This is a genomic window from Paenibacillus pini JCM 16418 (genome assembly GCF_000576305.1).
Lineage (GTDB): Bacteria > Bacillota > Bacilli > Paenibacillales > Paenibacillaceae > Paenibacillus_AQ > Paenibacillus_AQ pini.
Window position 1 is genome coordinate 88,578 of record NZ_BAVZ01000001.1, and the last position, 21,140, is coordinate 109,717.

Consider the following 21,140-nt stretch of genomic DNA (forward strand, 5'->3'; position numbering starts at 1 on the left):
GGATAAAGCGCTTTCTTTGTTGTTTTGAAAGTTTTTGTGTTTTCAGTGGAATTCCTCTGGATTTTGACGAGGGTAGAATGTATAATCTGTTCAGTGGAGTGTCCAACATCTAGATGAGCTTCAGAATTGCAATTAATTGACCATAGATCAATTGCTAAAGAGTCTTGTTTAGATGAAAGGATATAATTCATCCGTAGGGGGACAAAAGATAATGAAAAAGATAGTAAAGCTTTCACTAGTTACGGTTTTGGCGTTTTCAGTAGTACTAGCTGGTTGTGGTAAGAAAGAAGATACGAATGCATCCGGTGGCGATGTAGCTAAGTCGAGTGTTAAAGTAGGTCTGGTAACTGACGTAGGTGGAGTTAATGATAAATCATTTAACCAATCGGCATGGGAAGCTTTGGAAGGCCTTCAGAAAAATAAAGGAATTACTGCTAAATATCTACAAAGTAAATCCAAAGAAGACTATGTTCCAAACTTGAACAAATATGTTAAAGATAAATATGATCTGACTTGGGGTATTGGTTTTGACCTTGGCGAAGATATAAAAACAGTAGCTAAACAGAATCCGGATGCTAAACTGGCAATCATTGATGCTATTGTAGATGAACCAAATGTTCATTCCGTTACATTTGCTGAGAACGAAGGAGCATTCTTAGTAGGTGTTGTTGCTGGATCTATGACTAAAACAAACAAAGTTGGTTTTGTTGGTGGCGCTGAAATCCCAGTTATCAAACGTTTCGAAGTTGGTTTCAAAGCAGGCGTTCTAGCGGCTAATCCTAAGGCTGAAGTAACAATTAACTATGCAGGTGCTTTCGATAAGCCAGACCAAGGTAAAGCGTTGGCAGCTAGCTTGTACAATGCCGGAAATGACATTCTTTTCCACGCATCAGGTCAAACGGGTACTGGTGTATTTAACGAAGCTATCGATCGCAACAAATCCGGTAAAAAAGTATGGGTAATCGGTGTGGATAAAGACCAATCTCTTGAGTTCGGCGACGATGTAACTTTGACTTCAATGGTTAAAGGCGTATCCACTGCTGTTGATAAAATTACGAATGAAGTAATCGATGGTACATTTAAGGGTGGATCTGAGACTCTTGGATTGAAAGAAAATGGTGTGGGTCTTGCAGATACTTCTAGCAAAAACGTACCAGAAGATGTTCTTAAAAAAGTTGAGGATTACAAACAAAAAATCATCAGCGGAGAAATTAAAGTTCCGACTGAATAATAGGTATCCGTTTATTTAAATGGAATAGTTAGAGGTAGCAAACGGCAAGGCTGGTTGATATAACTAGCCTTGTCTTACGTTCTGGCCAGAGGCCGAAAATATGATATAAGGGTGATCTTATGGATGCAGCAACCCCTGTCGTTGAGTTGAAGCAAATTACGAAGCGATTTCCAGGTATCGTGGCCAACGACTCTATAAGCTTGAAGCTGCACAAGGGTGAAATACTTGCATTGCTTGGTGAAAATGGTGCAGGTAAATCAACTTTGATGAACATCGTTTTTGGATTATACCAGCCTGAAGAAGGTAGTATAGAGGTCAAAGGAAAACCTGTTGTGATTGACAGTCCAAACAAAGCGATCGAATTGGGCATTGGAATGGTGCATCAGCACTTTAAGTTAGTTCAACCTTTTACAGTTACAGAAAATATCATTCTGGGCATGGAGCCTAAGAAAATGGGAGCGCGTATTGATTACAAAACTTCGGTTGCGAAAATCAAACAGCTTTCGGACCAATATGGTTTGAAAGTGAATCCCAATGCGAAAATTCATGATATATCTGTAGGGATGCAGCAACGCGTCGAAATTTTGAAGACGCTTTATCGTGGCGCAGATATTCTTATTTTTGATGAACCTACGGCTGTGCTGACTCCTCAAGAGATCGGTGAACTTATGGTCATTATGAAACGACTTGTGGCCGAAGGAAAGTCCATTATTCTGATTACGCATAAGCTTAAAGAAATCATGCAAATTTCTGATACCGTTACCATCATCCGTCGAGGTAAAGTGATTGACACACTTAAGACAGCCGAGACGAATCCCAATGAATTGGCAGAAAAAATGGTTGGACGTAGTGTAACTTTCAAAGTGGACAAGCAGGCTTCAGTTCCTAAAGAAATCGTACTCGATGTGAAAAATCTGGTTTCTAAGAACAAAGAGGGAATCTCAGTTCTGAGTGGTCTTAATTTGCAGGTTAGAGCTGGAGAGATACTGGGTATTGCAGGTGTTGATGGAAACGGTCAGAGTGAATTGATTGAGGCAATAACGGGCCTTCGTAAAGTTGATAGTGGAATTATTGAGGTTAGAGGCAAAGATACCACCAATAAGAATCCGCGTCATGTTACGGAAAGTGGGGTCTCCCATATTCCAGAAGATAGACATAAACATGGTTGGTATTAGACTTTTCAATGAGCGAGAATATGGTTCTTGAAACTTATTATAAGGCACCATACAATAAGGGCGGATTTTTGAACAAAAATGCAATCGACAAGCAAGCAGAGCGATTGATTAAGCATTTTGACGTTCGCACACCGAGTATTGAGACAAAAGCTCGTTCTTTGTCAGGCGGTAACCAACAAAAGGCAATTATAGCCCGGGAAATAGACAAAAATCCAGATTTACTGATTGCTGCCCAGCCAACCCGCGGCCTTGACGTAGGGGCAATTGAGTTTGTGCAAAAACAACTGATTGCACAGCGTGATCAAGGGAAAGCAGTTCTGTTGATTTCTTTTGAACTTGATGAAATTATGAATGTTTCTGACCGTATAGCTGTTATTTATGAAGGACAAATTGTTGGTGAGGTACTCCCTGAAGAGACGAATGATCAGGAATTGGGTCTAATGATGGCGGGAAGCAAGCGCACAGGAGGTACAGCATAATGAATAAGTTTTTCAAAATATTCTCGTTTAATAGCCTTGTAGTTCCGCTTGTTGCCATCCTTTTCGGTCTCATTGTAGGTGCCATTATTATGTTGATTGGAGGATATAATCCTCTACTCGCATATAGTTCTTTGTTTAGCACTGTTTTCGGAAATTTATATGATTTTGGTGAGGCGATTCGTGAAATAACCCCATTGATTATGACAGGACTAGCGGTTGCATTTGCTTTCCGCACGGGTCTATTCAACATTGGTGCTGAAGGGCAGTACATTATCGGTATGACTGCTGCTTCTGTTGTGGGTATTAAGGTCACGGGTCTTCCTATTGTCGTTCATGCTGTAGTTGCTATTATAGCTGGAGGAGTCGCAGGGGGACTATGGGCTGGTATTACGGGTTATCTCAAAGCCAAGCGGGGAGTAAACGAAGTTATTATCTCGATCATGCTTAACTGGACAGCTCTATATTTCAGTAACTATATCGTGAGAAACTTCTTGCTTATTAAAGGTCAGCAAAGATCTGAGGATATTCAAGATACAGCTTCCATATCCATTGGCTGGTTATCAACCATGTTCAGTGATGCGCGTATGCACTGGGGAACGTTAATAGCGGTGCTCGCAGCTGTATTCTTTTATATTTTCATGTGGAAGAGTAAGCAAGGTTATGAACTTCGTGCAGTTGGGCACAATGGTGACGCAGCGAAGTATGCAGGGATGAATGTGAAGAAAAATATTATAAAAGCCATGTTTATCAGTGGTGTTTTTGCAGGATTAGGTGGAGCATTCCAAGTACTTGGGGTATTCCACAATCAAGCGTTATTTACGGGATCTCCAGGGGTAGGTTTTGATGGAATCGCTGTAGCGCTTATTGGTATGAATCATCCATTTGGTATTCTGCTATCAGCTATTTTGTTTGGTACTCTAACTTATGGTTCAGCAGGAATGTCCTTTGGTGCAGATGTACCACCGGAAATTATTCGAATTGTTATTGGTTCAATTATATTCTTCATCGCCGCACAAGGAATTGTGCGCTGGGTGCTTAAGCCTTTTTATCTCAAGCGCAAGAAAGAGAAGGTGTTGTAAATGGATTGGATAACAACGATCGGCCAGCTAATTAATACGACGCTGGTATTCTCAACTGCGCTCATATTTGCAGCCATGGGCGGCATCTTCTCTGAACGTTCTGGTGTTGTAAATATTGGTATTGAAGGTCTTATGACATTTGGTGCTTTTGCAGCTGGAGTTGCAACCTATTTTGCTGAGCAAGCAGGAATGGGAGCAGCCTCTCCATGGATTGGCATGCTGGCCGCATTAGTTATGGGGATACTCGCATCACTCATACATGCAGTGGCATCCATAACATTTAAAGCAGATCAAGTCATAAGTGGTGTAGTTATTAACTTTCTGGCAACTGGAAGTACGCTTTACATGGTTAAATTGATTTTTGACGGTGCTGGAGAGACCACACTACTGAAAGAATCATTTAGCAAATGGGCAATTCCATGGTTATCGGAAATACCAATTATTGGGTTTGGATTGTTTACTAACTATCCAACGACCTATGTCGCAATTATATTAGTGTTTGTATCATACTTTGTGCTGTTTAAAACTACATTCGGTTTACGACTGCGTTCGGTGGGCGAGCATCCGAGTGCTGCAGATACGGTCGGAATTAAAGTAGTTCGCATGCGTTATATCGGTGTTTTGATCAGTGGAGCACTGGCTGCGTTGGGTGGAGCTACCATTACTCTAACTACGACAAGCATGTTCTCTCATAATACAATTTCAGGGCAAGGTTTTATCGCTATTGCTGCGATGATCTTTGGTAAATGGAATCCACTTGGTGCGTTTGGTGCGGCGGTATTCTTCGGATTATCTCAAGCAGTAGGTAACTATTTTCAATTATTTGAATGGTCCAAAAGTATTCCGCAGGAATTTATTTACATGCTACCATATGTACTCACGATTATTGTTCTCGTAGCTGCGGTTGGTCGCTCGTCAGCTCCATCAGCACTTGGTGAAGCATATGATCCAAGTAAGCGTTAATTTCATGAATTTGTATTGGAAAAAGCAGCATTCCTCTTAGGAATGCTGCTTTTTAAATTTCACCCATCTTCCTCTTCTAGCGGGCTATGGAACAAGCGACCCTTACTCTCAGAGAATAGACTGTCATGAGTACATGTTGGAGGAGGGATAATATGCATAAAACAGTGACTCGAAAACAGGCTGAGGCATTGGTGGGACAACATATCGTCGCTGCGAAGAAAGATGGAAGTGTCGTCACTGGTACACTGGTTCGGATATCCGGTAATCGTTTGATTCTTCAGCGTAGCAAAGGTAAGAATGTACACACAAAGGCCATTATACCTCTCGTATTATTTGACCTGCTTGCCATTGGAACGGCGCCATTTGCTGGAGGATTTGGATTTGGTGGATTTGGTGGCGGATATGGTGGGGGTCAACCCCCGAGACCAGGAGGTTTCAATGGTGGTTACGGTGGATATGGTGGAGGATACGGTCCCGGACCTGGATATGGACCTGGGCCAGGTGGACCTTACCCACCTGGGGGATTCTACTAAATATTTGTTGTTGAATTAGAAATGTTTTTCTAGTTCGTAGCACTGATTTAGCGCATGATATCTCAAGTTTGCGTACCCCAACTTTTGATAAAATGATAATCCTTTATTGTTACCAGAATCAACCATGACTTTGGACCGTTTGCACCCACGTGAGGCAGCAAAACGCTCTGCTTGAAACATAAGCATGTTACCCCATTTTTTGCGCTGTGCTTCGGGTGCAACGGCCAGCATATCAATATATAGCAGGTCACCATGAAGCATGCAATGAACAAAGCCTATGGGGTCTTCTTCATAATTTTTTGAAGCAACGAGTGTCACCCCGCTCCTTAATCTTTGAGGCATTTCCTGTCTGATATGATCCAGTTGGTCATTGCCTAAATGGGACAATGGGACCAACTGGGTTTCAATTAATTTCCTGATAACAGTATCATCTTGTTTAGGTCTGCGATACCTGATCATGATGTCTGTCCTCCCTTCATACATAAGGTTCAAGCAGAGGTGAATGTATGTCATCATATGTTGAAGAGGGAGGGTGATGTTACAGTTACAGACATACTTTAACTATTCCAAAATAGGAACCTTCTTAATATTTATTCCAACATGGGTATTGACTATCGTTTGGATGAATCATATAATGTGTCTAAACATTTTAACGAGTTATACAATGATCAGCTATGAAGAGGACGAAGTTTAAAGGGCCCTTTTGCTCAGAGAGTGGTAGGATATATTGCTGTAACCTCCACCAAAATCCCTTTTATACGAGCTCACCTCGGAGCTGTTCTCCTGAAAAGCGCTAAAGCTTATTAGGGAGAATCGTAAGAGTCCACGTTACGGACTGAAGGTATGGAAACGGCTGCATTTATAATCTGCCGATATACATTTCTGTACCTAATGAGGCTCTAGATTGCGAAATGTAGAGCAAACATGGGTGGTACCACGGAAGCTTAAACCTTTCGTCCCTCACACAGAATTATTCTGTGATGACGGATGGAAGGTTTTTTTGTTATATCAGCTTTGGAAATGGATGTAAATTTGAGAGGGGGATGACTGATGAGTGCGCAAATTCCTGAAGTGCGGTCTACAGAACAACTACGTGAGAAATGGATGAAGCCGGAAGTCATTACCGGCTCGGAGATTTTGCTTCGCAGCCTACTACTTGAAGATGTTGAATGTGTTTTTGGATATCCTGGGGGAGCAGTACTTTACATTTACGATGCAATGTATGGTTTTGAGGATTTCAAACATCTCTTAACAAGACATGAACAAGGAGCCATCCATGCAGCAGATGGATATGCACGTGCAAGTGGTAAAGTTGGCGTCTGCATAGCAACATCAGGACCAGGAGCAACCAATCTGGTGACAGGTATCGCCACCGCTTATATGGATTCCGTTCCATTGGTTGTTATTACTGGCAACGTGGCCACGACGCTAATCGGAACAGATGCTTTCCAAGAAGCAGATATTACAGGAATCACAATGCCGATTACGAAGCATAGCTATCTGGTAAGAGATGTAAAAGATCTTCCGCGGATTATTCATGAGGCATTCCATATTGCTAATTCGGGCCGTAAAGGACCAGTTCTGATCGATATTCCGAAGGATGTATCGGCAGCGACAACATTGTTTGAACCAGGTAATACCATTAATCTTCGGGGATATAACCCTTGTAAGGTACCGAATAAATTACAATTAGATAAATTGGCAAACGCGATTAATGAAGCAGAACGTCCTTTCATCCTCGCAGGAGGCGGAGTTATTTATTCCGGTGCTCATGAAGAGTTACATGAATTCGTTAAGAAAACAGGTATTCCAATTACGACAACGCTTCTTGGACTAGGTGCTTTTCCAAGTGGAGATGACCTTTGGACAGGGATGCCGGGAATGCATGGTACGTATACATCAAACATGGCCATTCAACAAGCAGACCTACTGATCAACATCGGTGCACGATTTGATGACCGTGTAACGGGGAACTTGAAGGGATTCGCACCACATGCCAAAATTGTTCACATTGATATTGATCCGGCAGAGATCGGTAAAAATGTACCTACAGATATTCCAATCGTTGGCGACGTTAAAACAGTACTTCAAATGATTAATAACGATGTTCAATATGCATCCAAAGCGGATGATTGGAGAGCACAGCTTCTACAGTGGAAAGAAGAACAGCCTTATAAATATGTTGATTCGGATACAGTACTCAAACCGCAATGGGTAATTGAGCTATTGAATGAAACAACTAAAGGCGAAGCATTGTGACTACGGATGTAGGACAGCATCAAATGTGGGCAGCGCAATATTACAAATTTAATCAGCCACGCTCATGGGTCACTTCTGGTGGACTTGGCACAATGGGATTCGGATTACCATCAGCAATTGGCGCTCAAATGGCAAATCCAGATCGACTCGTTATTTCAGTTAACGGTGACGGCGGTATGCAGATGTGCTCCCAGGAGTTAGCAGTATGCGCTATCAATAATATTCCGGTCAAAGTCGTCATCATTAACAATCAGGTACTTGGTATGGTACGTCAGTGGCAGGAGCTCATTTACGAAAACCGTTACAGCCACATCGACCTGGAAGGAAGTCCTGATTTTGTCAAACTGGCTGAAGCATATGGAGTGAAGGGTCTACGGGCAACAAACAAAGAAGAAGCGCGACTGGCATGGCAAGAAGCGCTCGATACTCCGGGACCAGTAGTTGTTGAGTTTGTGGTTAACAAGGGAGAAAATGTATATCCGATGGTTACTCAAGGCTCAACGATTGATCAAATGTTGTTAGGGGATGCGTAACTATGAGTATCAGACATACCATTGCCGTACTAGTAAATGACCAGCCGGGCGTATTGCAGCGAGTTTCTGGATTATTCGGGCGACGCGGCTTTAACATTGAGAGTATCACCGTTGGACAATCTGAGGAACTCGGTCTTTCACGTATGGTCATCGTTACCATCGGGGACGAACAGACACTAGAACAAATCGAGAAGCAGCTCTATAAGCTTATCGATGTTATCAAAGTTACTGATCTTGGATCAAAACCGATGGTTGGACGGGAACTGGCTTTGATTAAAGTAAGTGCAGGACCAACAGAGCGCCCAGAAATTATGGGCGTGGTTGAAACGTTCCGAGCATCTGTAGTAGATATTGGAAGTACCAGCCTTATGGTTCAAGTTGTAGGTGATACCGATAAAATTGATGCAATGATCGAACTCTTAAAACCTTATGGTATTCGTGAATTATCACGTACTGGAGTCACTGCAATGATTCGCGGAAATGCATAAAAATACAAAAATCATTTACTGAAATGCCCCGTAAAGAGCGGGGGTTTGAGAGGATCATACTTCTGATTTTTTAGCCATAACAGGGTCTTCTGAAACACCCGCTCTTTATGAAGGTTCTTTTTCAAAATAAAAGGAGGATTTATTAACATGGCAGTTACAACTTATTACGAGCAGGATTCAGATCTAAACGTACTTAAAGGTAAAACAATCGCAGTAATCGGATACGGTAGCCAAGGACATGCCCAAGCGCAAAACTTGCGTGATAGCGGAATTAACGTCGTTATCGGTCTTCGCGAAGGTAAATCTTTCGATAAAGCTAAAAACGATGGCTTTGAAGTTCTGTCGGTTGCTGACGCAACTCGTAAAGCTGATGTTGTACAAATCTTGATGCCTGATGAAACACAAGCTTCTGTATACAAGAATGACATTGAACCAAACCTTAAAAAGGGTGCAGCTTTGATGTTCTCTCACGGTTTCAACATCCATTTTGGACAAATCAATGCTCCGGCTGAAGCAGACGTATTGCTTGTAGCTCCTAAATCCCCTGGACACATGGTTCGTCGTACGTATGTTGAAGGATTTGGCGTACCTGGTTTAATCGCTATCGAGCAAGATGCTACTGGTAATGCGAAAGCAATCGGTCTGGCATATGCAAAAGGTATCGGTTGTACTCGTGCAGGTGTTATCGAAACTTCATTCCGTGAAGAAACAGAAACGGATTTGTTCGGTGAACAAGCTGTTTTGTGTGGTGGTGTAACTGCATTGATCAAAGCTGGTTTCGAAACATTGACTGAAGCAGGATATGCTCCGGAAATGGCATACTTTGAATGTTTGCACGAAATGAAGCTTATCGTAGACATGATCTATGAAGGCGGTATGGCTAACATGCGTGATTCAATCTCTAACACAGCTGAGTATGGTGACTATGTTACTGGACCTCGCGTTGTAACAGATGAGACGAAGAAAGCAATGAAGGCTGTATTGTCTGACATTCAACAAGGTAAATTCGCTCGCGACTTTATCCTTGAGAATCAATCCCATGGTGCATTTATGAATGCAACACGTCGTAACGAAGCTAACCACCCAATCGAGGTTGTTGGAGCACAATTGCGTGAAATGATGCACTGGATTAAGAAATAATATATAATTTCTAGCAAATTTTATGATTGATTTATCCAATGCGGCCGTGCTTATGCGTGAGCCGCATTGGAATTTTATACGAGTCTATGTATGTTGAGGGAGGTACTTGAACTTGCGGAAAATCTATGTTTTTGATACAACGCTGCGTGATGGTGAACAATCTCCAGGTGTGAATTTGAATACGCGTGAGAAATTGGAGATTGCTTATCAACTGGAGAAACTAGGTATTGACCGGATGGAAGCTGGCTTTCCTGCTGCTTCTCCTGGCGACTTGGCTGCAGTCAATGCAGTAGCAAGAGCAGTTAAGAATGCAACAGTCATCGGATTGTCCCGCTCACGTGAAAATGATATTGATGCTGTTCGAGAAGCTCTGATTGGAGCACAGGACCCTTGCATTCATATCTTTCTTGCCACGTCCCCGATTCACCGTAAACATAAATTGCGGATGGAGAAGGAACAAGTACTGGAAACTGCGAAATCAGCTCTTCAGTATGCTAAAAAGTATTTTTCAAAAATCGAGTTTTCGCTTGAGGATGCCGGCCGGACTGAGTATGATTTCATCGCTCAAATGGTGTCTATGGCCATTGGCGAGGGTGTAAATGTAGTTAATATTCCGGACACCGTAGGTTACTTGAATCCTGCGGAATATGGTGCGATTTTTAAATATGTGAAAGAAAATGTACCTGATGTTGAAAAGGTGCAGCTTAGCGCTCATTGTCATAACGATTTGGGTATGGCAACGGCTAATACACTTGCAGCGATCCAGAATGGTGCAGATCAGATCGAGGGTACGATCAATGGTATTGGTGAACGTGCTGGTAATACGGCGATCGAAGAGATTGCAATGGCACTTGAGACACGTCAAGAATTTTTTGGAGCCAAAACGTCGCTTAACCTTTCCGAAATTTCACGTACCAGTAGGCTTGTCAGCAAGCTGACCGGTATGGTTGTTCCTGGTAATAAAGCTATCGTTGGAGCGAATGCTTTCGCTCATGAATCAGGAATCCATCAAGACGGGATGCTGAAAGAAAAAACGACCTATGAAATTATGACACCTGAAACGATTGGCCTCAAAGAAAGTAAATTGGTTCTTGGTAAACATTCAGGTCGTCATGCATTCCGTGAAAGATTAATTGATCTGGGATATGAGCTAGAGGATGAGCTACTAAATCAAGCCTTCGCTCGTTTTAAAGATCTTGCGGATAAGAAAAAGGAAGTTTCGGATGATGATATCTTGGCTTTGATCGAAGAGAAGCTTGTGAGTACGCCTGGAGTTTTCGAACTTGAAACCATTTATGTCACTTATGGTAATCAATCCGTTCCAACAGCCAAGGTACGTATTATTAAAGAGCAGGATCAAGCTATTGAGGAAGATGCGGAAGGTAACGGTTCAGTTGATGCCATCTATAATGCTATAGATAAGGCTACTGGAGAAGAAGTGACCTTGTCTGACTATTCCATTAAGTCCGTCTCTCGTGGTAAAGATGCACAGGGCGAAGTACATGTTGTACTCACGCAAAATGATGTATCTGCTCAAGGAAGAGGTCTAAGTACGGATATTCTTGAAGCCAGTGCAAGAGCTTATGTTGATGCAGTTAATCAATTGATTGAGAAGCGGAAAACTTATAGTAACCGCGAACGTGTGAGCCTTTAGAACAGATTGGCTGGCAAGGACATGAATACAGTAGACAATAAAGGCAGGCCCACTTGTGGACCTGCCTTTTTATCGTCATATTTACATTATTATTCTATAGGTTTTGGTCTAGTCAGTAAATGGAGGCGGGAGAGTGTAGAATTATAGAAGCTGATTCTATTACTCTACAATCAACTTATAGGTATAAACTATTAAGGTCATAGATTCTATATCTTGGTCATTATGGGCCAGGTATGTTAAAACATTATATATAAGATAAAGTCAGTGAAGATATTAGAAGGAGTGACAATATATATGGCAGACGTTAAAAAGATTGCAGTGATTGCCGGGGACGGTATAGGTCCTGAGGTTGTGGCTGAAGCGGAGAAAGTCTTAAAGCGTACAGAAGAGCTATTCGGCTATTCTTTTGAAACAGAGCATGCACTTTTCGGAGGCATTGCAATTGATGAGAAAGGAACTCCTCTTCCAGAAGAAACTTTGGAAGTATGTAAGAGAGCAGATGCCGTCCTACTAGGAGCTGTTGGTGGACCTAAATGGGACAGCAATCCGAAGGAACTTCGTCCGGAAACAGGATTGCTTGGTATTCGTAAAGCACTTGGATTGTTCTCTAACCTACGTCCTGCCGTCGTGTTTGATTGCTTGAAGGATGCTTCAACACTAAAGCCGGAAGTACTAGAAGGTACGGATCTGATGGTCGTTCGCGAACTGACTGGAGGCATCTACTTCGGAGACAAGCTTAGACGCCAAGGTGAGCACGGTGAAGAAGCCGTTGATACTTGTGTATATAACGTGATGGAAGTGGAACGAATTGTACGGCAAGCATTTGAAATTGCTCAAATTAGACGTAAGAAGCTAGCTTCGGTAGATAAAGCTAATGTACTTGAAACTTCGCGTTTGTGGCGTGAAGTTGTGAACCGTGTTGCTCCTGATTATCCAGATGTTGAAGTAGAACACGTGCTTGTAGATAACTGCGCTATGCAGCTTTTGCGCCGCCCTTCAAGCTTCGACGTCATTGTTACAGAGAACATGTTTGGTGACATCCTAAGTGATGAAGCAGCAATGCTAACGGGTTCCATTGGAATGCTATCCTCAGCTTCAATGGGTGAAGGAAGCTTTGGACTCTTTGAACCGGTACACGGCTCAGCACCTGATATTGCAGGACAGAACCTAGCGAATCCGATTGCAACCATCCTATCACTTGCTCTAATGTTCCGCATGACCTTCGGTTATAGCGATGCAGCGGATGCAATAGAGGCAGCGGTTGCTGAAGTACTTAACGCAGGTCATCGTACAGGTGATATTGCAGTAGATAAGAGCAAAGCGATTGGCACAACAGCGATGGGCGATCTCATCGTAGCAGCTATTCGTAAATAATAAAAAGGGCACGGCTCGCTGAATTGGAGTCGTGCCTTTTTATGGGAAAATATTCGTGTTTCTTCTATTAAATAATTAAAATTAAGACAGTTGAAAAAAGTTCACTTAAAATTACTATTTATAATTATTATAAATAAATAACTGATATAATGTTGACTTTGATTTGCACGGATGATACCATTTATAATGTAATAGAGATTCGACAATATAACTATTTAAACAAGAAAAACTTTAGTTTTTCTTTCATATTTTAAAGGAGGATTTTAAGACATGGCAGAACGTTTAGTAGGTAAACCAGCTCCAGATTTTACAATGGAAACAGTAACTGGTGATGGTGCTGATTTCAGTAAAGCAAGTTTGACAGATTACCGCGGTAAATGGTTGGTATTCTTCTTCTATCCTTTGGATTTCACATTCGTGTGCCCAACTGAGATCACTGCTCTGAGCGACGCTTACGAACAGTTCAAAGCTCTTGATGCTGAAGTTCTGGGTGTAAGTACGGACTCCGTACACAGCCACAAAGCTTGGATCACTACTCCTAGAGATTCGAACGGTCTAGGTCAAATTAATTTCCCACTGGCTTCTGATATTACAAGAACCGTTGCTAAAGACTACGGTATCTATATTGAAGAAGAAGGCGTTGCTCTTCGTGGATTGTTCATCATTAATCCAGAAGGCGAACTTAAATATCAAGTGGTTAACCACAATGATATTGGACGTAGTGTTGAAGAAACAATCCGTGTATTGCAAGCATTGCAATCCGGTGGTCTATGTGCAATGAACTGGAAACCAGGCGATAAGAACTTGGTTACTAACTAATTTAATTTGAAATTTGGACAAGCCCTTGGCCTTATGTTATGTTACTATGACATACTTGGCCGAGGGCATTTTTATTAGATTGAGAACAAACGTTTTAAAATGAAAAAATAAGGTTGATATATAGCATAGAAGTTGGGAATAAAAAAAGGAATCGCAATCCTTCAAAGCGAATACATTATTTTATAATACGGTGGAGAATCAAGGAGGGTGAACTGGTATGAGTTATTGCTGTGGAGCGAGTATGGTAGGTACGAAAGGAACGTTAAAACATTATCGCACTCAAGTCCATAATGTTCCCCTGTTGTTCTGTCCTGTGTGCCACCGGGTAGAAGTTCATTATAAGGTTGAGAATGAATATGAAATTTTAGCCGAATATGCGCATGGAGACGGAGCACCAGAGGTTGATTTTCAGGATTATGTGATTGAGGATGAACAGTCAATATTTGAGAATGTAGTGAATTGCGAGAATGAGGATCCAAAGGATATTGTTCAGAATCAGATTGATATGGCTCTTGATTTACTTACGGTGGCTAAACAGATCAGAGATGAGAAATGGGAAAGTGAATTGAAGAAAAGACTTGCAGTTATGAGTCAGCGCCGTCTACGTTTACAGCATAAAGCTTAATTTATTTTGCAATGAGCTACCCCAGATGGGATAGCATGGATTTGGATATAAGACAGTGATTATGACTGGTTGATGATATAGTGAGCGCCCTGAATGATTGGGGTGCTTTTTTTTGATTTAAAAAGTTGTAGTATCCAGCGATTTATTAGTTATTTAGGCATTTAAAATGTTAAGAACGCCGATACCAGCTTTTTCGACAGTTTCTCTGATTGACGTTGTCCGCTTACCATCGCTATGATTAAGCTAATCTATCTAAATTCCAAACAATGGAATATTTAAATAATGTAAGCATGCGATTGGAATCACCACGCAAAGGAGGAGAATCGTGTCTAGCGAAATTCAAGAAACATTGTTACAATCCGTCGAGGCTTTTCATTCTTCACAACTTATCAAAAATAAGTATGAAAATATTTTGGAGCATCTTGATAGCGGTATTATCCTGTTTGATCGGGAAGGTGTTTTGACATTTATTAATGTTCAGATGGCAAAGTTGTTGGAGGTTTCCCGGAAATCTTTGACTGGATGCACTCTGCAGCAAATTTTACGACATCCACAGCTCAGTCGATTTAATAAAAAGAAGATACTTCGCATATACCGTGAAGCGATTTTTCATCGTAAAAAATATCATGAACTAAGTGATGAATCAGGACGGCAGTGGCTGCTTACCGTTACGTATGGGGAACAAATGGATGGTGATTTCTTATTTAGCGTTAAGGATGTATCGGATTTTAAGCAAATCGAACAGACCGCATATCGTAACGATAAATTAGCCATGCTTGGTAAAATATCTGCATCCATTGCCCATGAAATTCGTAATCCCCTCACCGCCATTCGGGGCTTTATCCAGCTGCTCAGACCTCACCTCGTTAAACTCGGAAAAGATGAATACGCTCGCATTATTCTAATGGAGATTGATCGTGCGAATGATATTATCTATGAATTTTTAAACTCGTCTAAGCCCTCCGCTCCGCAGACTACCGTGATTGCTGTATCTTCACTTCTAAAGGAAGTCGTCTTACTCACTGAAAGTGAAGCGCTTATGAAGGGCTGTGAAGTTGTTCTACATGATGAGGCTAAACCTTTACATATATCGGTTGATGTGAAACAAATTAAACAAGTTATTCTTAATATTATAAAAAATGCGATGGATGCAATCGAGGAACTTGGACCTGAGCATGAGGGAATTATTGAGATCAGAACGCGTGCAGATCAGAACAGTGTGAATATTCAGATTTCAGATAATGGCAAAGGAATGGATCATAATACGTTGACAAGACTATTCGATCCGTTCTTTACGACAAAAGAAAGCGGTACGGGGCTCGGCCTCTCAGTCAGCTACCGAATCATTAAAAATCACAGAGGTTATATTTCAGTAGATAGTAAATGTGGCTATGGAACTCAGTTTATAATATCTCTGCCAACGGTCGAGGCGCAGGAAGGATAATAATTGTTATTTCCATAAATTCATAGGCAGACGTTTTTTGTCAAAAGAGTTGCTTCCGGACAATCGTGGAATAATATATACGATTAAGTCCGCAAACTTCATGACAAAGGAAGAGGCTGCCTATGGAAGGACAAAACGTATCCGTTATCTGGAAAGATAATACGAAAGTAAAAGATATAAGTGCAGATGCACTGATTATGTTGATATCGCAAAGTGATTTGGCAACAGGGAGCTATTCGAAGGAATGGACCCCCATTCTGAAGCAATTGAGTGAACGAAAGTTATTTAATGCGGAATCTTCGCAAATTCATGCTCTTCCTTTACCGGGAAACGGAAGCGGCTCTCAACGTACGGTTATTCTGGTTGGTACGGGTGACAGACCGATGTCATCGGAGGAACTGCGACATGCCGCAGCTAGTGCTGCTAGGGCTGCTCTGAAAATTCAAGCCAAACAGCTTGCATGGGAAGTTCCCTTAACGATGCAAAAGTTTACGATGGAGCAAAATACTGTAATTGCTGCACAGGCAATTAGTGAAGGCTTTATATTGGGATCATATCGTATGAAGCATTATAAACAGCATTCCAGTCCCTATAAGGGGATTAAACAGCTTCTGTTGTTCCGAACAGACGCAGCTGGGGCAGTCGAGTCCGATAGGTGGGAGCAAGGCATTAAGCAGGGCTTAGCCTATGCTGAAGCGACGTGCTTAGCTCGTGATTTGACGAATATGCCAAGTAACATGTTGGTGCCTGGAGATTTAGCTCAGGCTGCACTTGAAGTGGCTGAGAAGTATGGAATGGAATCCTCTGTACTCGATGAAGAGGAACTGAATAAGTTGGGCATGGGCGGTCTTCTTGCCGTAGGAAAAGGTAGCATTCATCCACCGCGTATGATTGTAATTAAGTATCAGGGAACCGAGCAATGGGATGGTGTTATCGGACTGGTAGGTAAAGGAATTACATTTGATACCGGAGGCATTTCACTTAAGAAGCGGCAAGGGATGGAGGACATGATTAGTGATATGGGAGGGGCTGCAGCTGTACTTGGAGTTATGCAGGCTCTCGGAGTACTTAAACCGTCCATTAACGTGGTAATGGTTATTCCAACCGCTGAGAACATGCCAGCGGGCAATGCCTATAAGCCTGGAGATGTGATTACGACGCTCAGCGGACGTACTGTTGAAGTATTGAATACGGATGCTGAGGGTAGGGTCGTCCTTGCCGATGGTCTTACCTATGCTAAACAGCTAGGCGCTGAAAGACTGTTAGATGTGGCGACCTTAACCGGTGCGGTGTTATCAGCCTTGGGAGATGTTGCCACTGGTTTAGTGACGAATGACGAAGTTTTGCAACAGGAATTTATTCTCGCTTCCAAACGTTCTGGGGAAAAGGTATGGCCGTTTCCATCCTATGATGAGTACTGGGATTTGCTAAAAAGCGATGTGGCTGATTTACGTAACAGCACAGGCCCGAAGGGAGCCGTTATTACGGCAGGTCTCTTCATCGGAACGTTTGCTGAGGGAGTACCGTGGCTCCATTTGGATATAGCCGGCACGGCCTTTCTACAGAAAGAACGCGGCGTCAATCCTAAAGGTGCGTCTGGGGTTATGGTTCGTACGATTCTAGAGTGGATTCTTGCTCAAGAAGCTACGAAGTCCCACTAGATATCCCGTTTAAAAAGCAATGTCCCTTTATGGGGACATTGCTTGTTTTTAACTGATTAAATATAAGCTTAGGTTACGAATCCATTGAATCCAATGTTGAGGGGGAGGTCAGGATATTTATAAGTTGAATCGAAATTAATTTGTATGAACAATATTCTTTACTTTTGCTTAAACCTTCAAGTATGATGAAATAATATAAATTTATGTCGGAAGGAGTAATAATGATGAAAACAAAAATAAATCCTTGTAAAATTGTGGATTGTACAATTCGTGATGGCGGACTGGTGAATAATTGGGATTTCAGCGTCGAATTTGTACAGAATTTATATGCCGGACTAAACGAGGCTGGCGTTGACTACATGGAAATCGGCTATAAGAACTCTCCTAAGCTGTTAAAAGGTGCTGATCAAGCGGGTCCATGGAGGTTTCTAGATGATAACTTCTTACGTGAAGTGATTCCTCAGAAGGGTAAAACCAAGTTGTCCGCTCTGGTTGATATTGGAAGAGTGGATGAGAACGACATTTTGCCACGTGAAGAAAGCATGCTTGATTTGATTCGTGTTGCTTGTTACATCAAAGATGTGGACAAAGCTCTGGAATTGGTACAAACGTTCCATGATCGCGGATATGAAACAACAATAAACATTATGGCCCTTTCCAATGTAATGGAGAATGAATTAATTGAAGCATTCGAAATGATTAAGGATAGCGTGGTTGATGTTGTATATATCGTAGATTCCTACGGAAGTTTAGACCACAAGGACTTTGAATATTTAGTCGCTAAATTCAAAAAACATCTGCCAAATAAACGCTTAGGGGTACATACGCACAATAACATGCAGCTTGCCTTCTCTAATACGCTAACTGCTGCTGAGTTAGGTGTTGAACTGCTTGATGCATCTGTATATGGCATGGGTCGTGCTGCGGGAAACTGTCCAACAGAATTACTCGTTACGCATCTGAAGAATACGCATTATACGCTTCGTCCTGTACTGGACATTATTGAGCGTTATATGGTGCCGTTGCGTGAGAAAGAAGAATGGGGATACCTCATTCCCTATATGATTACAGGCGCTCTTGATGAGCATCCACGATCTGCTATGGCACTCCGTGCTACGGATGACAAGGATAAGGTTGTTGAATTTTATGATAAATTAACAACGCCTGAAGTGAACTTCGATTCAAATAAATAGTTGCATATAGAAGCGTACTTACATTCATGTGGGTACGCTTTTTTGATGTGAAATCATAAGGGAAATGGGGAATGTCGAACCATGCCATTTCGTGCAAAATTAATTGTCTGTATCTAGCAGGAATATGACAAGATTTGTGGAATAATTTAGCACAGATAGCTTCATATTCAATTTGGATAAAACCCGGAGGTTGACTGGCTGATGCAAGCAAGAGTAGAAGAGAGACGTACTATCAAGGCAGCCTTATCAGGGTTAACTATTTTTATTGCCATATTTTTATTTCGCGGATTCATTTCAGAAATGTTTGGAAAAGATGGCTTCGAGCCCATGTATGTGCTTGTGGGTAGTGTCTGTGTAGCTATTAGTTTCGCTATTTTCAGCCAAGGATGGCTTTTATTCTCTCATAAGTTATCGAGGCATAGGCTGTACACAGCGGCGTTATGTCTTTGTCTTGCTGTATTTAACTTAATGCAGATGTTTAGTTTTATGAACGTATCATTGTTCGGTATACATATGAGTCAGGATGATGCAGTATGGTTGCTGTTGATTACCCAGATATTAAGTGTGATCGGAATTCTCATGATTTACAGTCTGAAAGATAAAATGGTGAGCGTGGCAAATAAGAGTATTGTGTTTATAACCACCTCTATATTGCTAGCGATGGGTGTTACTGCATTCTTATTCTGGCATGGTATGCTCCCCTCCTTGCTCGCGCAAGGGGATTTAAATATGCTTAAGAAGGCATGTGATGTAGGAGTTATTATGATCTGTCTCTCCGGGATGGGAGTCATCATGTACAGGGGACGCAAGGAGCGTGCTCCTTCTTTATTAATTATTATTAGAGCGCTAATATACTCGGCCCTTGGTCAGGCGCTAATGATGAATGCAGATCGTGTGCAGGATATTAACTATCTATTGGGCACTATAAGCTGTGGATTTGCCTATTATTTAGTACTTAAAGGTGTGTATCGGCTAACGATTGAAGATCCGTTTCGTGAACAACAACGAGTTGAAGCTAAGATGAATTATTTAGTATTTCATGATGATTTAACAGGGCTCCCTAATAAACGTCGTCTAACTCATCAGATAGAGAAGCTGATTCAATCTTCTCCAACTGGGATTGCAGGGGTTGTTGTTTTTAATGTAAACCGATTCAAAACTATTAATGATTCTCTGGGACACCAAGCGGGGGACAGGGTGTTACGCATAGTAGGAGATCGCTTAAAGCGTAATTCTTTACCTAAAGAAGAGGTATTTAGTATGGGAGGAGATGAATTTGCTCTCATTCTTCCATATTTAAACAGTATTGAGACGGGGATGAGTCGGGTTAGAGAATTAATGGAATTGTTCGAGACGCCCATTGTTATCGAAGAGTCCGATTATCACATTACATTGAGCGCTGGAATGGCCATTTATCCTTATGATGGTGATAAGGCTGAGCAATTGATTCAACATGCCGATACGGCAGTACATCATGCCAAAGATTTTGGACTTGACGTCCGCCATTTCATACCATCAATGCAAATGAAAGCGAAAGAACGCCTCAAGCTTGAGAATGACCTACGTAAAGCTCTTGAACGTGGTGAGTTTCATTTAGAGTACCAACCGCTAATTAATCTAGAGACAAATGAACTAGTAGGTATGGAGGCACTGCTTCGCTGGAAGCATCCGAAGCGCGGTAACGTGCCGCCACAAGAGTTCATACCGTTGGCAGAAGAGAGTGGACTTATTGTGCCGCTGGGTGAGTGGGTTCTGCGCACGGCATGCATACAGAATAAAATGTGGCAAGAAGCGGGATATAAGCCGATTTGTGTTTCCATTAACTTATCGATGCGTCAGTTTATCCAGCCGCATTTGGCCGAGCAAATCGGAATTATCTTGGCAGATATCGGTCTTGATCCAAAATATGTCGAACTTGAGATTACGGAGAGTATGACATTCGATAAAGAGACGGCATTTGATCAATTGAGACGTTTGAAGGACTTAGGTGTTTTTATTAGTATTGATGATTTTGGTACAGGTTATAGTTCACTTTATTATTTAAAAAGCTTACCTATTGATCGTCTTAAAATTGACCGTTCCTTTGTACATGAGGTTATGAGTGATCATAATGACGCGGCGATCGTTTCAACGATTACTTCCATGGCTCACCATTTACATCTTAAAGTGACTGCGGAGGGAGTGGAGAATGCTGAGCAACTTCATTTTTTGAGAGAACAACGTTGTCATGAGGGACAAGGTTATTTCTTCAGCAAACCGATATTACCAGAGGAGTTCGAAAAGAACTTTTTGGTTCACTGATGCATTATATTTAGATTCTCAGAATTTTTTTGAGGAGAAAGGTTGCAATTCATTCTCAACCATGGTATATTATTTCTTGTCTTCATAAGAGCGTTATTGTTCATAAGACGACGGGACGTAGCTCAGCTTGGTAGAGCACCTGGTTTGGGACCAGGGGGTCGCATGTTCAAATCGTGTCGTCCCGATACG

At 41.8% G+C, this 21,140-nt stretch carries 15 protein-coding genes, 1 tRNA gene and 2 pseudogenes; 17 read left to right on the forward strand and 1 reads right to left on the reverse strand.

The window, feature by feature from the left end; translation table 11 throughout:
• The first annotated feature begins 211 nt into the window (after nt 1-211).
• From JCM16418_RS00470 to JCM16418_RS00490, 5 genes and pseudogenes are all read left to right on the forward strand, one after another.
• Nucleotides 212-1,231, forward strand: a complete 1,020-nt coding sequence (locus JCM16418_RS00470; RefSeq protein ID WP_036645137.1) for a BMP family lipoprotein — start codon at nt 212-214, stop codon at nt 1,229-1,231.
• Between the two features lie 119 nt (nt 1,232-1,350).
• A pseudogene (locus tag JCM16418_RS00475) lies at nt 1,351-2,885 on the forward strand (ABC transporter ATP-binding protein).
• Nucleotides 2,885-3,964 (forward strand): ABC transporter permease, encoded by a 1,080-nt coding sequence (locus JCM16418_RS00480; protein WP_036645139.1) that lies wholly within the window; start codon nt 2,885-2,887, stop codon nt 3,962-3,964. The pseudogene JCM16418_RS00475 and the gene JCM16418_RS00480 overlap by 1 nt, the downstream one beginning before the upstream one ends.
• Nucleotides 3,965-4,927 carry an ABC transporter permease gene (locus JCM16418_RS00485; protein WP_036645142.1) on the forward strand — a complete coding sequence of 321 codons (963 nt, stop codon included), beginning with the start codon at nt 3,965-3,967 and terminating at the stop codon, nt 4,925-4,927. It abuts the gene before it with no gap.
• 152 nt (nt 4,928-5,079) lie between these two features.
• Entirely contained in the window at nt 5,080-5,460 is a 381-nt protein-coding gene (locus JCM16418_RS00490) for a hypothetical protein (protein WP_036645144.1), read from the forward strand.
• A gap of 15 nt (nt 5,461-5,475) precedes the next feature.
• Here the strand turns inward: JCM16418_RS00490 and JCM16418_RS00495 are convergent, their stop codons facing one another.
• A complete protein-coding gene (locus tag JCM16418_RS00495) occupies nt 5,476-5,919 on the reverse strand; it encodes a GNAT family N-acetyltransferase (protein ID WP_036645146.1) in 444 nt (147 codons plus the stop codon).
• A gap of 591 nt (nt 5,920-6,510) precedes the next feature.
• Between JCM16418_RS00495 and ilvB the strand changes: the two are divergent.
• The 12 genes and pseudogenes from ilvB (at nt 6,511) to JCM16418_RS00555 (ending at nt 21,136) form a co-directional block, all read left to right on the forward strand.
• Nucleotides 6,511-8,252: pseudogene (gene ilvB, locus JCM16418_RS00500) on the forward strand (biosynthetic-type acetolactate synthase large subunit).
• Between the two features lie 2 nt (nt 8,253-8,254).
• Nucleotides 8,255-8,740 carry an acetolactate synthase small subunit gene (gene ilvN, locus JCM16418_RS00505; RefSeq protein WP_036645148.1) on the forward strand — a complete coding sequence of 162 codons (486 nt, stop codon included), beginning with the start codon at nt 8,255-8,257 and terminating at the stop codon, nt 8,738-8,740.
• A 147-nt stretch (nt 8,741-8,887) separates the two neighbouring features.
• Nucleotides 8,888-9,880: a ketol-acid reductoisomerase gene (gene ilvC, locus JCM16418_RS00510; protein ID WP_036645150.1), complete on the forward strand. Its 993-nt coding sequence runs from the start codon at nt 8,888-8,890 to the stop codon at nt 9,878-9,880.
• A 112-nt stretch (nt 9,881-9,992) separates the two neighbouring features.
• Nucleotides 9,993-11,534 (forward strand): 2-isopropylmalate synthase, encoded by a 1,542-nt coding sequence (locus JCM16418_RS00515; RefSeq protein ID WP_036645152.1) that lies wholly within the window; start codon nt 9,993-9,995, stop codon nt 11,532-11,534.
• Between the two features lie 294 nt (nt 11,535-11,828).
• On the forward strand, nt 11,829-12,908 hold the full coding sequence (leuB, locus tag JCM16418_RS00520; RefSeq protein WP_036645154.1) for a 3-isopropylmalate dehydrogenase: 1,080 nt from the start codon (nt 11,829-11,831) through the stop codon (nt 12,906-12,908).
• Nucleotides 12,909-13,178: 270 nt separating this feature from the next.
• Nucleotides 13,179-13,727 (forward strand): peroxiredoxin, encoded by a 549-nt coding sequence (locus tag JCM16418_RS00525; RefSeq protein ID WP_036645156.1) that lies wholly within the window; start codon nt 13,179-13,181, stop codon nt 13,725-13,727.
• A gap of 217 nt (nt 13,728-13,944) precedes the next feature.
• Nucleotides 13,945-14,352, forward strand: coding sequence for a hypothetical protein (locus tag JCM16418_RS00530; RefSeq protein WP_036645158.1), 408 nt, complete (start codon nt 13,945-13,947; stop codon nt 14,350-14,352).
• A 325-nt stretch (nt 14,353-14,677) separates the two neighbouring features.
• Entirely contained in the window at nt 14,678-15,796 is a 1,119-nt protein-coding gene (locus JCM16418_RS00535; protein WP_036645159.1) for an ATP-binding protein, read from the forward strand.
• A 122-nt stretch (nt 15,797-15,918) separates the two neighbouring features.
• Nucleotides 15,919-17,457, forward strand: coding sequence for a leucyl aminopeptidase (locus JCM16418_RS00540; RefSeq protein WP_052019949.1), 1,539 nt, complete (start codon nt 15,919-15,921; stop codon nt 17,455-17,457).
• Nucleotides 17,458-17,678: 221 nt separating this feature from the next.
• Complete coding sequence (locus tag JCM16418_RS00545; RefSeq protein WP_242403665.1) at nt 17,679-18,650, forward strand: aldolase catalytic domain-containing protein; 972 nt, start codon at nt 17,679-17,681, stop codon at nt 18,648-18,650.
• 201 nt (nt 18,651-18,851) lie between these two features.
• A complete protein-coding gene (locus JCM16418_RS00550; RefSeq protein WP_036645164.1) occupies nt 18,852-20,951 on the forward strand; it encodes a bifunctional diguanylate cyclase/phosphodiesterase in 2,100 nt (699 codons plus the stop codon).
• Nucleotides 20,952-21,062: 111 nt separating this feature from the next.
• A tRNA-Pro gene (locus JCM16418_RS00555) sits at nt 21,063-21,136 on the forward strand.
• Nucleotides 21,137-21,140 lie beyond the last annotated feature (4 nt).

What these genes read in the sequence shown, in the direction of transcription:
- JCM16418_RS00470 (WP_036645137.1), top strand. Translation starts at nt 212, where the DNA reads ATGAAAAAGATAGTAAAGCTTTCACTAGTTACGGTTTTGGCGTTTTCA.
- JCM16418_RS00480 (WP_036645139.1), top strand. Translation starts at nt 2,885, where the DNA reads ATGAATAAGTTTTTCAAAATATTCTCGTTTAATAGCCTTGTAGTTCCG.
- JCM16418_RS00485 (WP_036645142.1), top strand. Translation starts at nt 3,965, where the DNA reads ATGGATTGGATAACAACGATCGGCCAGCTAATTAATACGACGCTGGTA.
- JCM16418_RS00490 (WP_036645144.1), top strand. Translation starts at nt 5,080, where the DNA reads ATGCATAAAACAGTGACTCGAAAACAGGCTGAGGCATTGGTGGGACAA.
- JCM16418_RS00495 (WP_036645146.1), bottom strand. Translation starts at nt 5,919, where the DNA reads ATGATCAGGTATCGCAGACCTAAACAAGATGATACTGTTATCAGGAAA.
- ilvN (WP_036645148.1), top strand. Translation starts at nt 8,255, where the DNA reads ATGAGTATCAGACATACCATTGCCGTACTAGTAAATGACCAGCCGGGC.
- ilvC (WP_036645150.1), top strand. Translation starts at nt 8,888, where the DNA reads ATGGCAGTTACAACTTATTACGAGCAGGATTCAGATCTAAACGTACTT.
- leuB (WP_036645154.1), top strand. Translation starts at nt 11,829, where the DNA reads ATGGCAGACGTTAAAAAGATTGCAGTGATTGCCGGGGACGGTATAGGT.
- JCM16418_RS00525 (WP_036645156.1), top strand. Translation starts at nt 13,179, where the DNA reads ATGGCAGAACGTTTAGTAGGTAAACCAGCTCCAGATTTTACAATGGAA.
- JCM16418_RS00530 (WP_036645158.1), top strand. Translation starts at nt 13,945, where the DNA reads ATGAGTTATTGCTGTGGAGCGAGTATGGTAGGTACGAAAGGAACGTTA.
- JCM16418_RS00540 (WP_052019949.1), top strand. Translation starts at nt 15,919, where the DNA reads ATGGAAGGACAAAACGTATCCGTTATCTGGAAAGATAATACGAAAGTA.
- JCM16418_RS00545 (WP_242403665.1), top strand. Translation starts at nt 17,679, where the DNA reads ATGATGAAAACAAAAATAAATCCTTGTAAAATTGTGGATTGTACAATT.
- JCM16418_RS00550 (WP_036645164.1), top strand. Translation starts at nt 18,852, where the DNA reads ATGCAAGCAAGAGTAGAAGAGAGACGTACTATCAAGGCAGCCTTATCA.